The organism is Corynebacterium sp. BF-R-2, from assembly GCF_024586525.1.
GTDB lineage: Bacteria > Actinomycetota > Actinomycetes > Mycobacteriales > Mycobacteriaceae > Corynebacterium > Corynebacterium singulare.
Window position 1 is genome coordinate 41,903 of record NZ_JAMFTP010000018.1, and the last position, 19,872, is coordinate 61,774.

Consider the following 19,872-nt stretch of genomic DNA (forward strand, 5'->3'; position numbering starts at 1 on the left):
GAAGGCGTATGTGGGGTCCAGCCACGACTACAATTTCCACTGGTCTCATACCGCTATCGGCGGGTTAGCCCTATGTAACGCGTTCACAACGTCGCGGGGAAGTACGCGCCCGAACCATCGATAGGCTCGAGACGAATGCTAGTAGAGCACGGCAGTCATCGGGGAGTTGTTAATTATGGCTGTCTTGGCTTCTAACTCAGCATGTGAAGGGGAAACCTCGATAGGGGAGCTCTTACATCTAATTTTCGTATCATGGAAAATACGATAACTAAATCCAACCGTAACTGTCCCACCATCCCTCACTAACGCTTTGTCTCTTCCCCAGTGACAATTGCTTACGATCCCATCGCACTCAACGCGCGGGAACGTAAAAATCTTGTGGAACCACCAGCTCACCCAAGTTGGTTTGAAAACCGTGCGGATTTCACGGCAGTCCACAAAGTTCTCTACGTTTTTATCGTCTTCCAACTCTAGGTACCCTTTCTCAACAGGAATGGTCGAAGCAGCAAGAACAGCCGCGATCATTACCAGCGGAAAACTAAATCAACCGATAAAAAATAATAAAACCGGCGTGGCGCGGTGTCAATGGGTGAATGCGCCACTTCGACCGGGAGGTAGTTGTGACGCGTTGGACTCCAGCGGATGTTAAGGATGCTGCTATTGAGTGAGTGGCTGCGGGCGAGGCAGTTAGCCTGGTCGCGCGTGATGTCGGTGTGGGCCCGATACTGTTTATGGATGGTTGAGGGCAAGAGGTGTCGTACCTCCTGGCAGGCGTGCGAGTCGCCTGAGTGATCCGCTTGTCCACGAAGCAAGCGGACTAGTGCGTGCAGGAATGTCGATCAATCAAGCTGCAAAGGCTGTTGGATTGTCAACTGGCGTGCTTCACAGCAGGTTAAAAACGCTGGTGAGATCGATGTACGGCCTAGACGTCCCCACTTGTCACCAGACGTGCGCGAACGGGCAGTAACGCGAGTGCTTGCTGGTGAGAGCGCTCGGAGTGTAGCCGATGATGTCGGTGTGCATCTGTCCACTGTGTATGAGTGGATAAAGAAGCAGCGATATGCGAAATCTCGCCGGCAGCGAGACTGTGCAACGCCTGATGAGTCGGCGGTGTCTATGCCGGATCTGGGCGACTAACCTGTCAAGCATGTCGCGACTCATGACACGGTGCCCCTGACACACGGTGCCCCTGACAGGGATCGAACCTGCGACCTTCGGTACCGGAAACCGATGCTCTAATCCGCTGAGCTACAAGGGCATCGCTGGCAAAATGCCAACGGTGCGATTCTAGCGCATGGAGGCCAACGGACAGAAATTAGCTCGCGCACAATGTGGCTGATGTGATGGTGCGTTTAGCGAGTTAGTGCTCAACGTAGCCGGGGGAGCCGGGCACCGAGTGGGGTGTGGGGGCGCACGAGACATGACAAAGGCGCATAAAGGAGCACGTGGCCAGTTGGCTACAGTGCTAGTTTTATGCGCCCTGATCAGTGCTTTACTGTCTTCGTTGCTAGCCCGTGAGGTGAGGCTACGCCTCACCCGCGCGTTGCAGACGTCCTATTGGTTCTGGGGATGCTCGGCTTGGGGCTGGTCGAGGAAACCCGGGGCATCGGCGGTGGTGACTTCGCCGGTGCGCAGGTAGTTAACCACAATGTTGTCAACGGCCTTGTTGCCCAAAGCGAAGTGGCCGTGGCCAGGACCATGGACGGTGACCACGCGGGACTGCATCGGGTCAGACAGTCCGCGGTAGTAGGCGTACGGGGTCTGCGGGTCGCCGGTGGACTGAATCTGCAGCGGCTTGGTAGCCAGCTGCGCGCCGCTGACCTGTACCGGCTTAGTGATTGGTGCGCGGCCACCGCAGCCGACGCCGGAGGCGTACATGGAGTTAAACAGCGTGAAGGGGTCAACGGTGACGTAGTTGGACCACAGGAAGGCTGGGATGGCGGTCGGATCCGTCGGCGCAGTGTTCTCATTGCACATGATGATGTTCTGCATGCTCTGCGTGTTCACTAAGGTCTGCAGCGCAGCTTCCTGGTCCGCTTCGCTAGCCTCCGGTTCGACTGCATTGAAGTCGAGCGGCTCGATGCCACCGATGTGCTTGGCCATCGCGTCCCAGGCCTCTGGGCGCGGGACAACCTGATCGCGCGTGACCTGGAGGGTGGGGGAGGTGGCTTGGATGCCCTGCGGGTTGGATGCCTTGCCCGCGAGGTGCTCGGCCTGCACGCGCAGCTCGCCCGTGGCGGTCATGATGTTGGCTCCAGGCTGGCCGGCGAATTCCAGTCCCGGCGGGAGATCACCAATCTCGGCGTCCGGCGGCAATACGGTGGGGCGCACGCCAGCCTCGGCAGCGACAATCTGGGACCAGCGCTCGTAAGCCTTCAGCGGAGTCTTGCCCGCGTGGTAAATGTCATCGTTCTTCGCCACGAAGCTAAAGAAGTCATGCAGGGCATTCTCGTAGCCTGCCTGTTGGGAGGCGAAAATCTGGTTCCATGCCATTTGCGGGTTCATGCCGGAATCGAGGACTACCTTGTCCGTGTGCTGCGGGAAGAGCGTGGCATAAGTTGAGCCCAGGAACGTGCCATAGGACAGGCCGACGATGTTGATTGTGTCGTCGCCCAGCGCTTGGCGAACAACCTCCCAGTCACGGGCGGTGTTTTCGGTGGTGATGGAGTCGGTGTAGCCCGGGGTATTCTTCTCGCAATCATCGCGAGTGATAGCGCCCGCCTTGGTCAGGCCGTCGAGCGGATTAGCCGCGGCCTCGCTCATGCTGCAGTTAAGAGGCGCGGATTCCCGCAGGCCGCGGGGCTGCACGCCGATGATGTCGAACTCCTGCTCAATCTCTTTCGGCCATGCGGCGTTGTTGACCCAGTTGTAGGCGTCACCATTCGGGCCGCCGGGGTTCGTAAACAGGCTGCCCTTGCGCTCACCGAGTGCCTTGAGGCGGACGAAGCCGACCTCAATCGTGCCCTTATCCGGAGCGTCGTAGTAGGTCGGCACGGTTACATGACCACACTCGGCACGCTCTTGGTCAACCCCCTCTGGGCACTCGCCCCAGGTGATAGTGGGTTGGTCAGCGTGGGCAACAGCGGGTGCGGCAACTAGGCCAGCAGCAAGGGCTACAGGGCCTAGAACCGAGCTCAAAACGCGAGAAAAGCGCATAGAACAAGGCTCCTAAACTTCAGTGGGTAGGTACTCGCCTAATCCTATGCGCCACGAGTGATGTACGTCAGCTCTGTGAGGTTAGAGGTGGGGGTGGCTACCCCCGATGACCTCACTACTTAACAATCACCACAATGAGATCACGCGGACCGTGGACACCCTCCACACGGGTGAGCTCGATATCGGAGGTCGCGGACGGGCCGGAGATCCAGGTGGCTGGGCGCTCTGGATTCATGCGGGAGACGACCTCCGGGATGCCGTAGACAATCTGGTCATCGCGCACGATACAGATGTGGCGGTCTGGCACGAGGGTCAGGGCGCGGCGGCCGCAGACGTCGTTGGACTCGAGGACGATGGTGCCGGTCTGTGCCGAGGTGACGTGGGATTCGGTGAGAACCGCGTCAACGTCGTTGAGATCGCGAGGATCCTTGGAGTTGTCATCCGCGGTTGCGGTGCCCTCAAAACCGTCGAGCATGCTGGTATCGATACCAGGTGCGTAGGTGACGGTGGAGCAGCCCCGGTCCTTGAGGATATCCACGATGGTGGAGTTGAGGCCGGCCTCGTCGGTGACGCGAACGTCGGCCTTGTAGTCCTCAAGGCGGTCCACCAGCATGTCGCGCAGCTCATCATCGTTGAGAGTGCCTTCATGCTGGTATTCGCGCGGAACTTCGACGTGGTCCGGGAGCCCGGCCTGCTTCTGGGCAGTGGAGATACGCTTCAGAATCTCTTCTTTGGCGGCGCTGTTCTTGATGGTCACTTGATGCCCTCCTTCTTGGCTTGGGCGAGGAGTTCTTTGGCTTCGTCAGACTCAAACCACTGACGGAAGGACTTCTTCGGCGGAACGGCAGTATCGCGGAACTCGGACCAACCGGACATGAACAGCGGCAGGCTATCGATGACACCGTTGAAACCACCGAGTACGCGGCCCAGAGCCACCATACGGGTGACCTGGTTCCACACCTTCGGGTTGCTCCACATCACTTGGGGGACCTTGAAGATCTTCTCCTCAACGGGCGGGGTAGCGTTGGTGACCTTCTGGTGGCGGTTTTCCAAGATGACATCCGAAAGCGGGATGCGCACCGGGCAGACCTCATCGCAACGTCCACAGAGGGAGCAGGCGTACGGCAGGCTTGCCGAAGGATCGTTGTGGTCCTTCATACCGGTGAGCTGCGGGGTGAGGGAGATACCAATCGGACCCGGGTAGACGGAGCCGTAGGCGTGGCCACCGGCGCGCTCGTACACCGGGCAGACGTTCAGGCAGGCAGAGCAGCGGATGCACTTCAGGGCCTGGCTGCCCACCGGAGAAGACAGGGCAGCGGTACGGCCGTTGTCGAGCAGAACAATGTGGAAGTTCTGCGGACCGTCACCCTCGGTAACACCGGACCACATGGAGGTGTACGGGTTCATGCGCTCAGCGGTGGAAGAACGCGGCAACAGCTGCAGGAAGACCTCAAGGTCCTGGAAGGTCGGAACGAGCTTCTCTATACCCATGACGGTAATGAGGGTCTCGGGCAGGGTCAGGCACATGCGGCCGTTGCCCTCGGACTCCACGATGTTGATGGTGCCGGTTTCGGCCACACCGAAGTTAGCGCCGGAGATAGCGACCTTGGCCTTCATGAACTGCTCGCGCAGGAACTGGCGGGAAGCCTCAGCAAGTTCCGCCGGCTCGGCGGTCAGCGAGTCATCGGTGTTCGGCATCTTGTTGACAAAGATGTCCCGAATCTCGGCACGGTTGCGGTGGATAGCTGGGACCAGAATGTGGGATGGCTTGTCCTCACCCAGCTGAACAATGAGCTCTGCCAAATCGGTCTCACGGGCATTGATGCCGACCTCTTCGAGGTGCTCGTTAAGGGCGATTTCCTGGGTAGCCATGGACTTGATCTTGACTACGTCGGTCTCACCGGTCTCGCGGATGAGGCCTTCAATAATCTCGTTAGCTTCCTTGGCGTCACGTGCCCAGTGGACGATGCCGCCGCGCTTGGTCACCTGCTCCTCAAATTGGAGAAGAAGCTCGCCCATGCGCGCGCCGACATCTTCCTTGAGGGCGGAGCCAGCATCACGCAGCTGCTCCCAGTCTGCAGCCTCATCGACGGCGCCTTGACGCTTGGTGCGGATGGAGGTGGTGGCGTGGTGCAGGTTGCGACGCTGGGTGGCGTTGTTCAGGCCGACGTGTGCCAGTGGCACGAAGGCCTTAGAACCGCGCAGGTTGCCGTACCCTTCGGGCGCACGCGGCGGGGTGGTATCGAGGAAGGAAGTCATTAGAGCATCTTCTCCTTAGAGTAGGCCGCGGAGTCCGGGGTCCACGGGTGTTCCTTGGTGGAGGCGAGGATTTCCGCCATGTGAATGGCGCGAACGCCAGCACGCTGGCGGGACAGAGCACCGCCGATGTTCATCAGACAGGAGGAGTCACCACCGGTGACGAACTCGGCTGCGGTTTCGCGGACGTGGCGGGTCTTGTCACCGACCATGGCTGCGGAGACCTCTGCGTTCTTGACGGCGAAGGTGCCGCCGAAGCCACAGCATTCTTCCTTGTTGGGAAGCTCAACGAGGTCGATACCCTCAACCTCACGCAGCAGCTGGTACGGGCGGTCAGCCAGCTTGAGGAAGCGTAGTCCGTGGCAGGAGGGGTGGTAGGTGACACGGTGCGGGAAGAACGCGCCCACGTTGGTCACACCGGCGACATCCACTAGGAACTCGGGTAGGTCCAAGGTCTTTTCAGAAGCCTTCTTTGCGCCGTCTACGTCGGCGGAAGTGCCGAAGCGGTCGGCGATGCGGGTGTGCTGCTCACGGACGGCGCCCACGCACGAACCGGAAGCAGAAACCACGTAATCAATGGATGGGTCTGCAAAGGCATCCGCGTAGGAGCGAATCATTCCCAGAGTTTCCTTCTGGTAGCCAGTGTTGATGTGCATCTGACCGCAGCAGGTCTGCTCTTCGGGGAAGACGACGTCGTAGCCCAGGCGGGACAGGACGAGGGCCGTTGCCTTGTGAGCATCGGGGAACAAAGAGTCTCCGATACACGTGGAAAACAATGCTATTCGCATTAGTGTTGCGCTCCTTATCTGCCCCATGCCTCCCCACAACCCTGCTGGCAGAGAGAAGAGAGGCGTAGGACATGTGCCTACAGGTATAGCGAGAATTCTACCGTGGAAAAACATTTTTTTCGAGCTGAAAAACTCGCGCTACCTGCCGTTTTATCGCAACATTAATGTTGTGAATTTCTCACGTGCACTGATGATGACGCATCAGCCGCCGCGCCCAGTGAAGCGCGCAGCGGCTGATGAAAAATGTGCGCCCGAATCCGGGGGCATTCTATTGTGTCGGGATGTTTACGGGACCAAGAAGCCGAGAACGTTGGTCATGAGGAAGACGATGACACAGACTACGGCCAGGAAGGCCACGGAGTAGCCCACGACGGCCTTGAAGATGCGGGATTCCTCGCCCTCCATGTTCACTGCGGTGGCAGCGATGGCCAGGGACTGCGGTGAAATCATCTTGCCCACAACACCACCGGCGGTGTTCGCGGCCAGCATAAGATCCGGGTTGACGCCGATGCGGTCGGCGGCGGTGACCTGCAGGTTGGCAAAGAGGGCGTTGGCGGAGGTGTCGGAACCAGTCACCGCAGTACCAATCCAGCCCAGAACCGGGGAGAAGAGCGCGAAGATGCCGCCTACAGAGGCCACGAACTGGCCAATGGAGATGGTCTGGCCGGAGTAGTTCATGGTGTACGCCAGGGCCAGAACCAAAATAATGGTGAGCGCGGAGAACTTCATGCGGTTGATCACCTCGCCGAATTTGGCCACTGGTGCGGAGGCCTCCAGCGTGTAGCGGCCGTTCTCGTTGAAGGCCATGTAGATGATGGCCACGATGATGCCGGAGATGAGCAGCAAGGTGCCCGGGTTGCCCAGCACATTGAACTTGAAGGCGGTGTCCATGGCGTTGCCGTCGGCGTCGATAATCGTGCCGTCGAGAAGCGGCCATGGGATGTTGAGCTGGATGAAGCCGAAGATGGCTGGCCATGCGGTGGCTACGGCGAAGACGGCGGTCACGACGGCGTAGGGCAGCAGGGCCATCCAGATGCGGCGGCCGTTGAGATCGGTGACCTCCTCCTGCGCAGGCAGCTCCATGCGCTCACGCAGGCTGTCGACGCCCTTGGGCTTCCACACGCGCAGGAAGAGGAAGCCGGCGCCTAGGGACACGATGCAGGCTACGACGTTGGTGAGCTGGTAGGCAAAGAAGGTCGCGGTGGCCCACTGCGCGATGGCAAAAGAGACACCGATAACGGCGGCAGCCGGGCCGGCTTCCTTGACACCACGCATACCGTCGAGGATGAACAGGATAAAGAACGGAACAACCGCAGCGATGAGCAGCACCTGCAGGGAGATGAGGCTTGCGATGTCCGCGGTCTGCTCGGCGGTACGGCCGCCAACGGAACCAGCGGTGGTCACGGGGATGCCGACGGCGCCGAAAGCAACCGGAGCGGTATTGGCAATCAGAACGGTGGTCGCGGCCTTAAGGGGCTTCACGCCCAGCGCCAGGATCATCGTGGCGGTAATAGCCACCGGGGCACCAAAGCCGGCGAGGGCCTCCAGCAGGCCGCCGAAGCAGAAAGCAATGAGGATGGCCTGGATACGGATATCGCCATCACCCAAGAGGTCAAAGGTCTTGCGCAGGTCCTCGAAGCGGCCAGAGGATACCGTCACCTCGTAGAACCAGATGGCGGTAATGATGACCCAGACGATGGGGAAGAGTCCGAAGAGTCCGCCGCGTAGTGCAGAGGAGAGCGCCATATCCGTAGGCATTCCCAAGCCGAAGATAGCGATGAGCAAGGCCACGAGGAGGGCTACCGCACCGGAGGTGTGGGCGCGAGCCTTGAGGCCGAGCAGCATGATGAAGAACGCAACCAACGGCAGGGTAGAGACCGCTGCGGTCGCTCCCACGCTGCCGGCAATGGCATCCGTAGTGATGTTGAAGGTAGACATAAAGCTCAATTCACGGTCTTTCTCGCACACCCGTGGCGCGCCCACAAGAGTTATTGAGCGGTCACAAGGAGACGGTGCGAGACGATGGAACGATACAGTTAGCGTGTTTAGCGTAGAACCTGTCGCCCCGATGTGCTGCATTGTGCACCCGATGGGGGTGAGTGAGCCTCCTAACAGTGGCTGCGGTTGGTCCGGTGCATGCGACCTGATAGTGCCTCCCTGCGGGGATGACGATAGACTCTGGGCCTATGAATCCTGAAGATCTTTCCGCCCTGATCAAAGAGACCGCCGCTGCCGTGCTCACCGAGCACGAGTTGGACGCCTCCGTCCTGCCGGAGACCGTAACCGTGGAGCGCCCGCGCAATCCCGAGCACGGCGATTACGCCACCAATCTGGCCCTCCAGGTGGCCAAAAAGGCCGGCGCTCAGCCGCGCGAGCTGGCGCAGTGGCTTGCCGACGCCCTCTCCGGCAACGACGCCATCGATGAGGCCTCTATCGCAGGCCCCGGCTTCCTTAACATCCGCCTCGCGGCGGCGGCCCAGGGCGCGATTGTCTCCCAGGTACTGGACGCAGGCGAAGCCTTCGGCCGCAACGCCGCCTTTAAGGGCATGAAGATTAATCTGGAGTTCGTTTCTGCGAACCCGACCGGCCCCATCCACCTGGGCGGCACCCGCTGGGCGGCCGTGGGTGATTCCCTCGGCCGCGTCCTGGAGGCCTCCGGCGCCAAAGTTACTCGTGAGTACTACTTCAACGACCACGGCGGTCAGATCGATCGCTTTGCCCGTTCCCTCGTGGCGGCGGCCAAGGGTGAGCCGACTCCGGAGGACGGCTACGGCGGCGATTACATCAAGGACATCGCTCATGCGGTGGTGGAGAAGAATCCTAACGCCCTTCAGGGCAGGGACGTTGAGGTGCAGGAAAACTTCCGCGCCGACGGCGTGGAGATGATGTTCGCCCAGATCAAGGACTCCCTCCACGAGTTCGGCGTGGACTTTGACGTGTACTTCCACGAGAATTCCCTCTTCGAGTCCGGTGCAGTGGATAAGGCCATTCAGACGCTCAAGGACAACGGCAATCTCTATGAGTCCGAGGGCGCGTGGTGGCTTAAGTCCAGCGAGTACGGCGATGACAAGGACCGTGTCGTCATCAAATCTGATGGTGACGCTGCGTACATTGCCGGTGATATCGCGTATGTTGCGGACAAGTTTGATCGCGGCCACGACCTCGCTATTTACATGCTGGGCGCGGACCACCACGGCTACATCGCTCGCCTGCGCGCCTCCGCCCAGGCATTGGGCTATGACCCGAAGGCCGTTGAGGTTCTCATTGGCCAGATGGTCAACTTGGTGCGCGATGGCAAGGCCGTGAAGATGTCCAAGCGTGCCGGCACGGTTATTACCCTTGATGACCTCGTCGAGGCCATTGGCGTTGACGGCGCGCGCTACTCCCTGGTGCGCTCCTCTGTGGATTCCAGCCTCGATATCGACTTGGGCCTCTGGGCCTCCCAGTCCGCGGATAACCCGGTGTATTACGTCCAGTACGGTCACGCGCGCATCTGCTCCATCCTGCGAAAGGCTGCAGAGTTGGGGCTTGATGGTGCCGCGCTTGGCGACGTCCCCCTCGACCTCCTCATCCACGATAAGGAAGGCGATCTCATCCGCACCCTGGGCGAGTTCCCGGAGGTTGTGGCCACCGCTGCATCTCTGCGCGAGCCGCACCGCATCGCACGCTACGCCGAGGAACTCGCGGCGGTCTTCCACCGTTTCTATGACCAGTGCCAGGTGCTGCCGAAGGCTGGAGAGGACACCGAGCCGATCCACCGTGCCCGCTTGGCCTTGGCCAGCGCTACCCGCCAAGTCATGGCCAACGCCTTGACTATGGTAGGTGTGAGTGCACCGGAGAAGATGTAAGCATGCCGGACTTTAATTCTCTTCCCTCTCATGTCTGGCCGCGCAATGCCTCGCGCGGGTCTGACGGCGTGGTCTCCATCGCGGGGGTCAAGCTCACCGAACTTGCCGCGGAATACGGCACTCCGCTCTACGTATTCGATGAGCAGGATTTCCGCTCGCGCTGCCGCGATATGGCCAAGGCTTTTGGCGGCCCGGATCATGTGCATTATGCCTCCAAGGCGTTCATCACCAAGCGCATTGTGCGGTGGGTCGATGAGGAAGGTTTGTGCCTCGACGTGGCCTCCCTGAATGAGGCAAAACTGGCGCTGGCTGCTGATTTCCCGCCGGAGCGCATGACCGCGCACGGCAACAACAAGGAGGACGAGTACCTCCAGCTGTGCGTCGACAAGGGCATCGGCCACGTTGTCCTCGACAACGAGGAGGAGTTGTCCCGCCTCAACGGCATCGCCGCGGCCGCAGGCCGCGTGCAGCCGGTGATGATCCGCGTTAAGCCTGGCGTGGATGCCCATACCCACGAGTTCATCGCCACCGCGCACGAGGACCAGAAGTTCGGCATTTCGCTGTCTACGGGTGCTGCTTTCACGGCGGCCCATAAGGTGCTGGAATCCGCCAACCTCAAGCTCGTAGGCCTGCATTGCCACGTGGGCTCCTCGGTCTTCAACGCCGATGGTTTCAAGCTCGCCGCTGAGCGCGTGCTCAGCCTGTACAAGCGCATTCACTCTGAGCTTGGCGTGGCACTTGAGGAACTCGACCTCGGCGGCGGCTTCGGTATCCCGTACATGGAGTATGAGGAAGCACTCGATGTCGCCGCGCTGGCTAAGGATCTGCTGGATGCCGTGGAGCGTACCGCCACCGAACTCGACATCAAGGCTCCCTTCGTGCTCGTCGAGCCTGGGCGTTCCCTCGTTGGCGCGTCCGCAGTCACGCTGTACCGCGTGGGCACGGTCAAGGACGTGGAAACCGGTAAGGCGGATCTGCCCATGCGCCGCTACCTTTCTGTGGACGGCGGCATGTCGGACAACATTCGCCCGGCTCTCTACGGCTCGGACTATGACGTGCGCGTGGTCAACCGCCGCACGCAGGGCGAACCCGTGGACTCGCGCATCGTGGGCTTTCACTGTGAGTCCGGCGATATTCTCGTCGACGAGCGCCGCTTCCCCTCGGACATCACCACGGGGGACATCCTCGCCTTCGCCACCACCGGCGCCTATCAGTACATGATGGCCTCGCGCTACAACGGTGCGCTGCGCCCAGCTGTAGTCTCCGTGCGCGACGGGAAGCACAAGCTGATGTTGCGGCGAGAGACGGTGGAGGACCTGCTGGCGCTGGACGTCGATTAGCGCTGCGGCATCATTTCATTCAGTGAGATGGTGCCGGTCGCAGGGGCACTCTCCAGCATATGCAAAGAAATAGACAGCTCGTTCTGTATAGTGATGGGCTGTCACGCAAGAACCACACGCAACTTCAAAAGGGACACCATGACGACGACGAACCGTACCGCCAAGCCCGAGGGCGAGCCTGTAGGAATCGCCCTGCTCGGATTCGGCACCGTAGGCGCCGAGGTTTTCCGCCTCGTGCAGGAAAACGCCAACGCTTTTGCTCACCGCATTGGCGGCCCCGTGGAGATCCGCGGCGTGGCCGTGCACAACAAGGATAAGCTGCGTCCGGGAGTGCCTCAGGAGCTGCTTACCGACGACGCCAAGGCCCTTGTCCTCCGCGATGACATCGACCTTGTTGTCGAGGTCATCGGCGGCATCGACTTCCCGCGCGAGCTCGTGCTCGCCGCACTTAATGCCGGCAAGTCCGTGGTCACCGCCAACAAGGCGCTCGTGGCAGCGCATGCGGATGAGCTGGCGGAGGCCGCCGACCGTGCCGGTGTGGATCTCTACTTCGAGGCTGCGGTGGCCGCCGCCATCCCGGTCGTCGGCATGTTGCGACGCTCCCTGGCGGGTGATCAGGTCCAGCGCATTTCCGGCATCGTCAACGGCACCACTAACTTCATCCTGGATGCGATGGAGTCCACCGGTGCCTCGTATGAAGATGCGCTGGCTGAGGCTACCCGCCTGGGCTATGCAGAGGCTGACCCCACCGCGGACGTGGAGGGCCACGACGCCGCATCCAAGGCCGCCATCTTGGCCTCTCTTGGCTTCTACACGCGCCTGACCTTTGATGATGTCTACTGCGAGGGAATCTCCAAGGTCACCGCAGATGACATCAAGGCTGCCAACCAGGCCGGCTACTCCATTAAACTCCTGGCTATTTGTGAGCGCCTCGTGGACGAGGAGACCGGTAAAGAGTCCGTTAATGCCCGCGTGCATCCGACTCTCGTGCCGAAGGACCACCCGCTGGCGTCGGTCAGCCAGTCCTACAACGCCATCTTCGTTGAGGCAGAGGCTGCTGGTTCCCTTATGTTCTACGGAAACGGCGCCGGTGGTAACCCGACCGCCTCTGCCGTCCTGGGTGACGTCGTCGGCGCCGCCCGCAACATCGTCCACGGCGGCCGCGCGCCGGGGGAGAACACCTACGCTAACCTGCCCATCGCAGAGTTCGGTGCGGTAGAGACCCGCTACCACGTCGACATGGAGGTTGAGGACCGCACTGGTGTGCTGTCCGCCATCGCCGGAGTCTTCGCTCGCCACGGTGTGTCCCTGCGCACCGTGCGCCAGGAAGATGGCGAGTCCTCTGCACGCCTTATCGTGGTCACCCACGCGGCCAAGGAGGCTGTCCTCGAGGACATCGTCGCGGCACTCGGCGAGCTTGAGGAAGTCAAGGCCGTTCACTCCGTTATCCGCCTGGGCGTGTAGGAAACTGTCATGAGTATCGATATCGAACTGGGCACCAAGGTCACCGTTCAGGTGCCGGCCTCCTCGGCTAACCTGGGCCCGGGCTACGACACTTTGGGCATTGCGCTGTCTCTCTATGACACCGTTGAGGTCGAAGTCATCCGTTCCGGCCTCGAGGTGGACATCTTCGGTGAAGGCGCCGAAGATTTACCGCGTGACGGTTCACACCTCGTGGTTAAGGCGATCCGTTCGGCCCTCAAGGCCGCAGATGCGGAGGTCTCTGGCCTTCGTGTGGTCTGCAACAACAACATCCCGCAATCGCGCGGTCTCGGCTCCTCGGCGTCCGCCGCCGTGGCGGGCGTGGCTGCTGGCAACGGTTTGGCGGGTTTGCCGTTGTCCGAGGAGCAGGTCGTGCAGCTCTCCTCGGCCTTTGAGGGGCACCCCGATAACGCTGCCGCCTCTGTCTTGGGCAATGCCGTGGTCTCATGGACCACGGTGCCTGTTGACGGCCACTCCTTTCCGGAGTACCGCGCGGCCACCCTGGACGTGCACCGGGACATCAAGGCAACGGCTCTTGTTCCGGATTTCCATGCCTCAACCCAGGCCGTGCGCCGCGTCCTGCCGTCCCACGTCACGCACGCAGATGCTGCCTTCAACGTGTCCCGCACCGCGGTCAACGTTGCGGCGCTCACCGCTTATCCGGAGCTGCTCTGGGAAGGCACGCGCGATCGCCTGCACCAGCCTTATCGCGCAGATGTGCTTCCGGTGACCGCTGAGTGGGTCAACCGCCTGCGTAACCGGGGCTTCGCCGCGTATCTCTCCGGTGCCGGTCCTACCGTCATGGTGTTGCACACCGATCCTATTGAGGAGTCCATCCTCGATGAGGCCCGCGCGCAGGGCCTTCGCGTCCTTGAATTGGAGGTCGCCGGACCAGTGAGTGTCGAGCGCGGTTAAAACCTCTCAGCGCGGTGCCGGAGGGCGGCACCGCGTTGTCGTGTGTTAACTCGCGGCTTTGACGTTGACCCGGCAGACCCCATTGCCGGAGTGCGGGATGAGCTTGAGGTTGAGTCGCCCGCCGGCGTCCATGGCGGACTGCTCAAGGTAGCCGTCGTGGATGGCGCAGACGAAGGGGGAGGGGCGGATACCGGCAGTGACGAACGGACAGGCGTGAAGTTCAAGGTCTGTCTCGCCCGTCTGATTAAACTTGTCGATAGACGTCACCGGGTCAAACCCCATATCGCGCATGGTGCGGTAGAGCGGAGCAAGAGCATCGGCGCTGTTTACTCCCTTGTCGGTGGTGGACTGTGCCCAGCGGCGACCAATCTCGCGTGCCTGCTCAGAGGCGAAGTCATCGAGCTGGTCTTTATCAGCCAGCATCTCCGCGAGCACGCTGATGAGGGACACGTATTCCTCGGCTACGGAGCGGTTATCCGGCACGCGCACCTGGAAGATGAGTGAGGGGCGCCCGCGGCCCCGTGCCGGGGCGGTGATGACGCGCACGGCGCCGGCATTGACCAGCTCGTCGAGGTGCCCACGCGCGGTGTTGACGTGCATGCCCATGGCGTCTGCAACGTCAGCTGCTTTCGCCCCTTGTGGATACTCCTGCAGGGCTTTAAGCACCTCGCGCTGCTTGGGCGAGAGACGAAGAGACTCAGGGAAAAGCTCCGTGGAGGAACGGGGAGTGCGCGTAGACATCAGCAGATGGCTCCTTCAGAAGGTTATGAGAAAGATCCTACAACTCGTCCCTGGATTTTCTACAATTTTCACCGACTTTTCGGTGGGGTATTCCCCACGACGTGGGGGGAAGGCCGATCATTAAATACGGGTGTATACAGAAACCGCGCCATGATCGAGATGACAGCGCACCGTTGCTCCCGGCGCTGGGTCCCCCGCAACTGCGCTGACACGCAGACGGTGTGGCCCTGCATCAGCGAGTATGTCGCCGCCGCCTACTGCGGCTACTGCCCGCAAGGAGAGCTCGCCGCCTCTATCCGCGGTGAGCGCGGTGGGTGGGAAGGCCGCCCAGGCGGCCCCTTCATCTACGTGTGGGGCGGGGAGAACAATCTCGCCAGAAGTGAAGGTGCCATCTGTCACCGTTCCCTCAAGCAGGTTGAGTCCCGCAAGCTGGGCAACGAATTCATTGGGAGGCTGGGCGAGCAGATCTTGTGCGGTGCCCTTCGCAGTGATGGATCCGCCTTCCATAACGAGGATGTCGGTGGCCAGGGCGCTGATGTCATGGAGGTTGTGCGTGACGAGTACGGTCGTGCGATCGGGTGCTGCCACGGAGAGGAGGTGGCGCCAGCGCGCGGCTGATTCGACGTCCATGGCAGCGAAGGGTTCGTCGAGTACGAGAACCTCTGGGCGCGCAGCGAGTGCGCGCAGTAGTGCAACTTGGGCTGCCTGACCGCCGGATAGTTCGCGCACGTGATGCAGATTCTCCAGTCCAGCGTGGTCAAGGAGCTCTTCCGTGCGCGCTTCGTCCTTAGTCACCATGGTTAGTGCTTGCCGTACCGTCGCGGTGGGTGGAAGGCCCGGGTTCTGGGTGAGCATGACCACGCGCTGTGCGGAGACCGTGGCGCCGAGCAGGCGGCCGGAGAGCAAGCGCATGAGCGTGGTCTTGCCGGCACCGTTGGGGCCAATCACGGCGGTGATAGCTCCTCCCCGGAAGGTCACATCATGTGGGCCCGCGGAGAGGCTGACTTCTGGAGGGGTCACCGACGGTGCGGTGAGCGCGCGGAGGGCGTCGGTGTTCATGGGGGATAGTGTGCGGGCGGCTGCTGCGCGGTGTCGGTGTAGCAGGGATGGCAGGCCTGCTGCAGCGAGGAGGAGAACTGCCAGCGCGATGAGGATGGCAGAGAGCGCATAGGCGGTATCGGCGCTCACTTCGCGCTCGAGGTAGATGCCGCTGGACATCGTGCGGGTGAGCCCAGGCATTGAGCCGGCAAAGGTGATGGTGGTGCCGAATTCACCGAAGGATCGCGCGCAGGCCAACGCGGCGCCCGTGAGGACTGCTGGGGCAATGGCGGGTGCGGTGATATGACGCAGGATTTCGCTAGGGCGCATGCCTACACCCCGGGCACTCGCGATAACCTCGTGATCGAGCTGTCGGAGCGCGGAGTCTACGGCCACGACTACGAAGGGCACAGTGACGAAGATATGCGCTACGACCACACCCGCAAAGGCGAAGGCCACACGAATCTGAGCAAGCTCGAGCAGGGGACCGAGAAGGCCGCGTCGCCCCACGAGTGCGGTGAGGGCCAAACCGCCCACCACCGGCGGTAGCGCCAGCGGCAGATAGACCACCAGCCGCACCGCGTGTGCGGCGCGCTGCAGTTGCTGTAGCCACAGCGCCAAGCAGGTTCCGAGAATAGTGGAGAGGATCGTGGCGAGCGCGGCGGAGCTCAGCGTGATGCGCAGGAGGTCCTGTGTGGCTGGTGCACGGAGAGTCTCCGGGAGCTGTTCCCAAGGCACGCGCAGCCCCAAGGCCACGATGGGGGCAAAGATATAGACGGCAGCAAGTATGCCGACGGCGACGACCGCCCACGGCACGCGAGGACGTTGTTCGCGGAGATTCAGTGCAGAGTCCATCTATTTAACGGGGGTAAATCCATACTTTCGCCACTCGGCGTCAAAACCATAATCCAGAAGATCCAAGACCGCATGGGCTTCATCTCGACGGGGTGAGGCGGCAACCACGGCGCCGAGGATCTGGTTGGGGAACTTTTCGGCGCCGTCGATATGAATGGTCTCCACATCATCGCTGGAGGTGGCATCGGTGGAGTAGACCAATCCGGCGTCGGCCTCTCCGGAGGCTATCTTGCCGAGGACGTTGGCTACTTGTGATTCGAGAGAGTACGGCGTCACTGTCAGGCCCTTGGCGTCAAGGATCTTCGCAGACAACGCTCCGCACGGTACTTGAGCATCACAAAGGACGAGGCGTGTGGAGGCATCAATGTCCTCGAGGGAGGTCAGCCCCGCGGGATTGCCTTTGGGGACCACCATGACCATCGTGTTGGTGGCCAAGACTTCTGGCGTTTCAACGTCGCCGTGTGACACGGCACGGTCCATCGTGGCCGCAGAGGCGGTGATGAGAAGGTCGGCGGGGGCGCCGTCGTAAAGCTGCTGTACCAACGCCGAGGAGCCGCCGTTGTTGATAGCCACGTCAATGTCGGTCCGCGCAGCCAAGTCGTCATTGATGAGGCGTGTTGAGGATGCCGCAAACACCGAAAGAGGCCTGTCAGCTGGCTGCGCGGTGCACCCAGTAAGGGCGAGCGTGGCGGCGAGGGCAGGGAGGGCAAGACGGCGCATGCCCACTTACTTTACGCGGTGCGTGTGAACCTAATGTGGACGTCCTCCGGTTCCTTCTTGAGGTACTTCAGCTCGAAGCTTTCCTCGCGATGCTCAACTTCCTTGAGTAGGGGGAGGGGGTCGTGCGGAGCGATGAGGATCATGGATTCGCCCACGTTGAGCGTGCCCAGCGCTCCGTGGATGGCGCCGTGGCGCACGGCGTGGGGAATCTCAGAGGCGTTGAGGGTGGGGATGTCGGCTCCCTTGGAGGAATCAACAATCGGCAGGTTCATGGTTATGGTCCTTTCCATTGCAGGAAGCGGCATGCGTTGCCGCCCAGGTCACCAATTTACTACGATTAAAGCCGTGAAAAAAGATGTGAACCTGCTTGATGTGTCCCTCGCCGCCCGCCGGCGCTGGCACACCACAGCCTTCGCGCTGGTGGCCTTCTGGATTCTCGCGGGCATCGGACTCACCATCGCTGGTTCCCTGGGTGCCCCTGTGGTGTGGTGGGACCTTATCCACCCCTTCACGATTGGCGCGCTCACCACCGCCATTATGGTCTTTTCCACGCACTTTACCGAGGCGCTCACCCGTACCCCGGCGACGAGCTACCGCGGCGTCGCCACGCGCGTCGCCGCCATCCAACTGGGGTTGGTGCTCCTCCTCATCGACCGCGCAGGCTATGACTGGGGCGCGCTTGCCGACGCCTCCTCCGCCCTCCTCATCCTCACCCTCACCTGGCATGCGTGGGCGCTGTGGCAAAAGCTACGCGGCTCGCTCTCCGGGTCCTTCGCGCTCACCGTGCCCTTCTATCTGGCCGCGGCGGGCTTCATGGTGAGCGCGATCGTCCTCGTCCTTCTCGGGGCCCATGGCGTGGGCAACTATTCGTTGCTCGTTGCCGCGCACTCGCGCGGCATGGTGTGGGGCTTCGCGTTGTTGACCATCCTGGGCACGGTCGTGACCTTGCTGCCCACTCTGACTCGCACACCGATTTCACCCACGGCGCGATCTCGCTGCACCCGAGCGCTCATCGTGCACTGCGCTGGGCTTGCTCTCGCCATGGGGCTGGAGGCCGTCGGGCTGACGCGGGCCGCCGGCGTGGCGCAGCTGTTTGTGGTCGTGGCGGACATTCTCATCATTCATCCGGTGCTGGCTGGTGCACTGGCCGGCACGACGACCAGGGCGAGCATGTCCACCATGGCGGGTCTGGTGTGGATGCTGGCCCTGTGCACCGGCGACGCTGTTGCCAGCGGCGTGGACGCCTATCCGCGCGCGGTCACGCTGTTACTCATGCCGAGCTTTGTCGGCGCAGGGTTGTTGCAGCTGGTCACCGGAGTGCTTCACCATATGCTGCCCATCCTGGCGCGCGCTCGGCGCACCGAGATGGGTGGCTACCTGCGCTGGGGACTCATCAACCTGGGTGGCGTGGCATGTTTGCTGGGCATTCCGGCTGTCCACGCTGCCGGGCTTATCATGATGGGGCTAGGCCTTATCGCCGCCGTCGCGGTCCTTGTCTGGGCCGTGGTTTCTACCGAAGGAGAAGTTCATGTCTAGCGTGCCTGCTCAGGCCTCCGCTTCCAAGAAATGGGCCGCGTGGCTCATCATCATCTTCGCTCTTGTAGCGGTGAGTGCGCTGGCGGTGGTCAACTCCACGGTGGGCAGCCGCGGCGGTTCTTCAGCAGCGCCTGCCGACGCCACCACGATCGACGTCTCCGTCGATGGCATGGCCTTTGTCCCCAACTCCGTGGACATTCCGGCCGGGACTCACCTTGTTGTGAACTTCACCAACACCGGTGACCAAGTCCATGACCTGAAAATCGGTGGGGCGGAGACCCACCGTGTTGATCCGGGCGATAGCGCCGTGCTGGATGTTGGGGTTGTTACTGAGTCCGTCGAGGGCTACTGCACCATCGCCGGGCACAAGATCCAGGGCATGACCTTCATGGTCAACGTCACCGATGCGCCGGCCGCCGGTGAACAGTCCACCGCCGGCCACGACCATGCCGTTGCTGCTTCCGCAAACGTTCCCTCCTTGGCTGAGCGCATGGCCCCACGCGATGACTTTGAGGCCTTCGACCCGGCTCTACAACCTGCGAAAGGTACAGTCCACGAGGAAACGTGGAGCATGACGGAGGAGGAGGTTGAGGTTGCCCCCGGCGTGCGCCAGACGCGCTGGCTGTTTAACGGCCAAGCACCAGGCCCAACGCTGCGCGGACACGTGGGGGATACCTTCCGCATCACCATCGTCAATGAGGGCTCAATGGGGCATTCCGTGGACTTCCACGCCGGTGAGGTCACCCCCACTGAGACGATGAAGACCATTCAGCCTGGCGAGTCCCTCACCTATGAGTTCGTGGCGCACCGCGCCGGTGCGTGGATGTATCACTGCTCCACCATACCAATGAGCCTGCACATTGCCAACGGCATGGCCGGTGCCGTCATCATCGACCCAAAGGGCGAGGATGCGCTGGGTGATGTCGATGCGGAATACCTTCTCACCGGCACTGAAGTCTTCCTTGCAGCCCCCGGCAAGGAGCAGGACGGCGCGGATCCGCAGCGCGTGAGCGATGGTGATTACGAGCTCACCGCCTTCAATTACTACCCGAATCAGTACGACGATGGCCTCGCTGACGGGCGTTTCTTTTCGGTACCGGTAGGGCGGTATCGGGTACCGGGGTGTTGGTGGTTGCCGGTACCCGGTTTTTACCCCCGGTTACGACTTTCGGGGTTGACGTAGCCGTGTGGGTGTCG

General features: G+C 61.7%; 16 protein-coding genes and 1 tRNA gene. 7 read left to right on the forward strand and 10 right to left on the reverse strand.

Annotated elements, in window-relative coordinates:
• The first annotated feature begins 948 nt into the window (after positions 1-948).
• Positions 949-1,137: a helix-turn-helix domain-containing protein gene (locus M5J09_RS13345; protein ID WP_374982127.1), complete on the forward strand. Its 189-nt coding sequence runs from the start codon at positions 949-951 to the stop codon at positions 1,135-1,137.
• A 47-nt stretch (positions 1,138-1,184) separates the two neighbouring features.
• On the opposite strand, the gene M5J09_RS12515 is transcribed toward M5J09_RS13345, so the two are convergent.
• From M5J09_RS12515 to M5J09_RS12540, 6 genes are all read right to left on the reverse strand, one after another.
• Positions 1,185-1,258, reverse strand: a tRNA-Arg gene (locus M5J09_RS12515).
• 296 nt (positions 1,259-1,554) lie between these two features.
• Positions 1,555-3,156, reverse strand: a complete 1,602-nt coding sequence (locus M5J09_RS12520; protein WP_257158090.1) for an alpha/beta hydrolase — start codon at positions 3,154-3,156, stop codon at positions 1,555-1,557.
• A 115-nt stretch (positions 3,157-3,271) separates the two neighbouring features.
• Positions 3,272-3,913, reverse strand: a complete 642-nt coding sequence (locus M5J09_RS12525; protein ID WP_257158091.1) for a lactate utilization protein C — start codon at positions 3,911-3,913, stop codon at positions 3,272-3,274.
• Positions 3,910-5,415: a lactate utilization protein B gene (locus tag M5J09_RS12530; RefSeq protein ID WP_257158092.1), complete on the reverse strand. Its 1,506-nt coding sequence runs from the start codon at positions 5,413-5,415 to the stop codon at positions 3,910-3,912. Before M5J09_RS12530 ends, M5J09_RS12525 begins: the two co-directional genes overlap by 4 nt.
• Positions 5,415-6,200: a (Fe-S)-binding protein gene (locus M5J09_RS12535; RefSeq protein WP_239180675.1), complete on the reverse strand. Its 786-nt coding sequence runs from the start codon at positions 6,198-6,200 to the stop codon at positions 5,415-5,417. The genes M5J09_RS12530 and M5J09_RS12535 overlap by 1 nt, the downstream gene beginning before the upstream one ends.
• Positions 6,201-6,485: 285 nt before the next feature.
• Positions 6,486-8,138 (reverse strand): L-lactate permease, encoded by a 1,653-nt coding sequence (locus tag M5J09_RS12540; RefSeq protein ID WP_257158093.1) that lies wholly within the window; start codon positions 8,136-8,138, stop codon positions 6,486-6,488.
• 248 nt (positions 8,139-8,386) lie between these two features.
• On the opposite strand from M5J09_RS12540, the gene argS reads away from it, so the two are divergent.
• The 4 genes from argS (at position 8,387) to thrB (ending at position 13,785) form a co-directional block, all read left to right on the forward strand.
• Positions 8,387-10,048, forward strand: a complete 1,662-nt coding sequence (gene argS / locus M5J09_RS12545) for an arginine--tRNA ligase (RefSeq protein ID WP_257158094.1) — start codon at positions 8,387-8,389, stop codon at positions 10,046-10,048.
• Positions 10,049-10,050: 2 nt separating this feature from the next.
• Positions 10,051-11,388 (forward strand): diaminopimelate decarboxylase, encoded by a 1,338-nt coding sequence (gene lysA / locus M5J09_RS12550; RefSeq protein ID WP_257158095.1) that lies wholly within the window; start codon positions 10,051-10,053, stop codon positions 11,386-11,388.
• A 138-nt stretch (positions 11,389-11,526) separates the two neighbouring features.
• Positions 11,527-12,852: a homoserine dehydrogenase gene (locus M5J09_RS12555; RefSeq protein WP_257158096.1), complete on the forward strand. Its 1,326-nt coding sequence runs from the start codon at positions 11,527-11,529 to the stop codon at positions 12,850-12,852.
• 9 nt (positions 12,853-12,861) lie between these two features.
• A complete protein-coding gene (gene thrB, locus M5J09_RS12560) occupies positions 12,862-13,785 on the forward strand; it encodes a homoserine kinase (protein WP_257158097.1) in 924 nt (307 codons plus the stop codon).
• 45 nt (positions 13,786-13,830) lie between these two features.
• Here thrB and M5J09_RS12565 read toward each other — a convergent pair whose 3' ends face one another.
• From M5J09_RS12565 to M5J09_RS12580, 4 genes are all read right to left on the reverse strand, one after another.
• Entirely contained in the window at positions 13,831-14,526 is a 696-nt protein-coding gene (locus M5J09_RS12565) for a metalloregulator ArsR/SmtB family transcription factor (protein WP_257158098.1), read from the reverse strand.
• 120 nt (positions 14,527-14,646) lie between these two features.
• Positions 14,647-16,419 carry an ATP-binding cassette domain-containing protein gene (locus M5J09_RS12570; RefSeq protein ID WP_257158099.1) on the reverse strand — a complete coding sequence of 591 codons (1,773 nt, stop codon included), beginning with the start codon at positions 16,417-16,419 and terminating at the stop codon, positions 14,647-14,649.
• A complete protein-coding gene (modA, locus tag M5J09_RS12575; protein WP_257158100.1) occupies positions 16,420-17,139 on the reverse strand; it encodes a molybdate ABC transporter substrate-binding protein in 720 nt (239 codons plus the stop codon).
• A gap of 11 nt (positions 17,140-17,150) precedes the next feature.
• Entirely contained in the window at positions 17,151-17,411 is a 261-nt protein-coding gene (locus M5J09_RS12580; protein ID WP_257158101.1) for a DUF2249 domain-containing protein, read from the reverse strand.
• A gap of 85 nt (positions 17,412-17,496) precedes the next feature.
• Between M5J09_RS12580 and M5J09_RS12585 the strand changes: the two genes are divergently transcribed.
• Both M5J09_RS12585 and M5J09_RS12590 read left to right on the forward strand, forming a co-directional pair.
• A complete protein-coding gene (locus M5J09_RS12585; RefSeq protein WP_257158104.1) occupies positions 17,497-18,675 on the forward strand; it encodes a beta-carotene 15,15'-monooxygenase in 1,179 nt (392 codons plus the stop codon).
• Entirely contained in the window at positions 18,668-19,858 is a 1,191-nt protein-coding gene (locus M5J09_RS12590; RefSeq protein ID WP_257158102.1) for a multicopper oxidase domain-containing protein, read from the forward strand. Before M5J09_RS12585 ends, M5J09_RS12590 begins: the two co-directional genes overlap by 8 nt.
• The last annotated feature ends 14 nt before the right edge of the window (positions 19,859-19,872 follow it).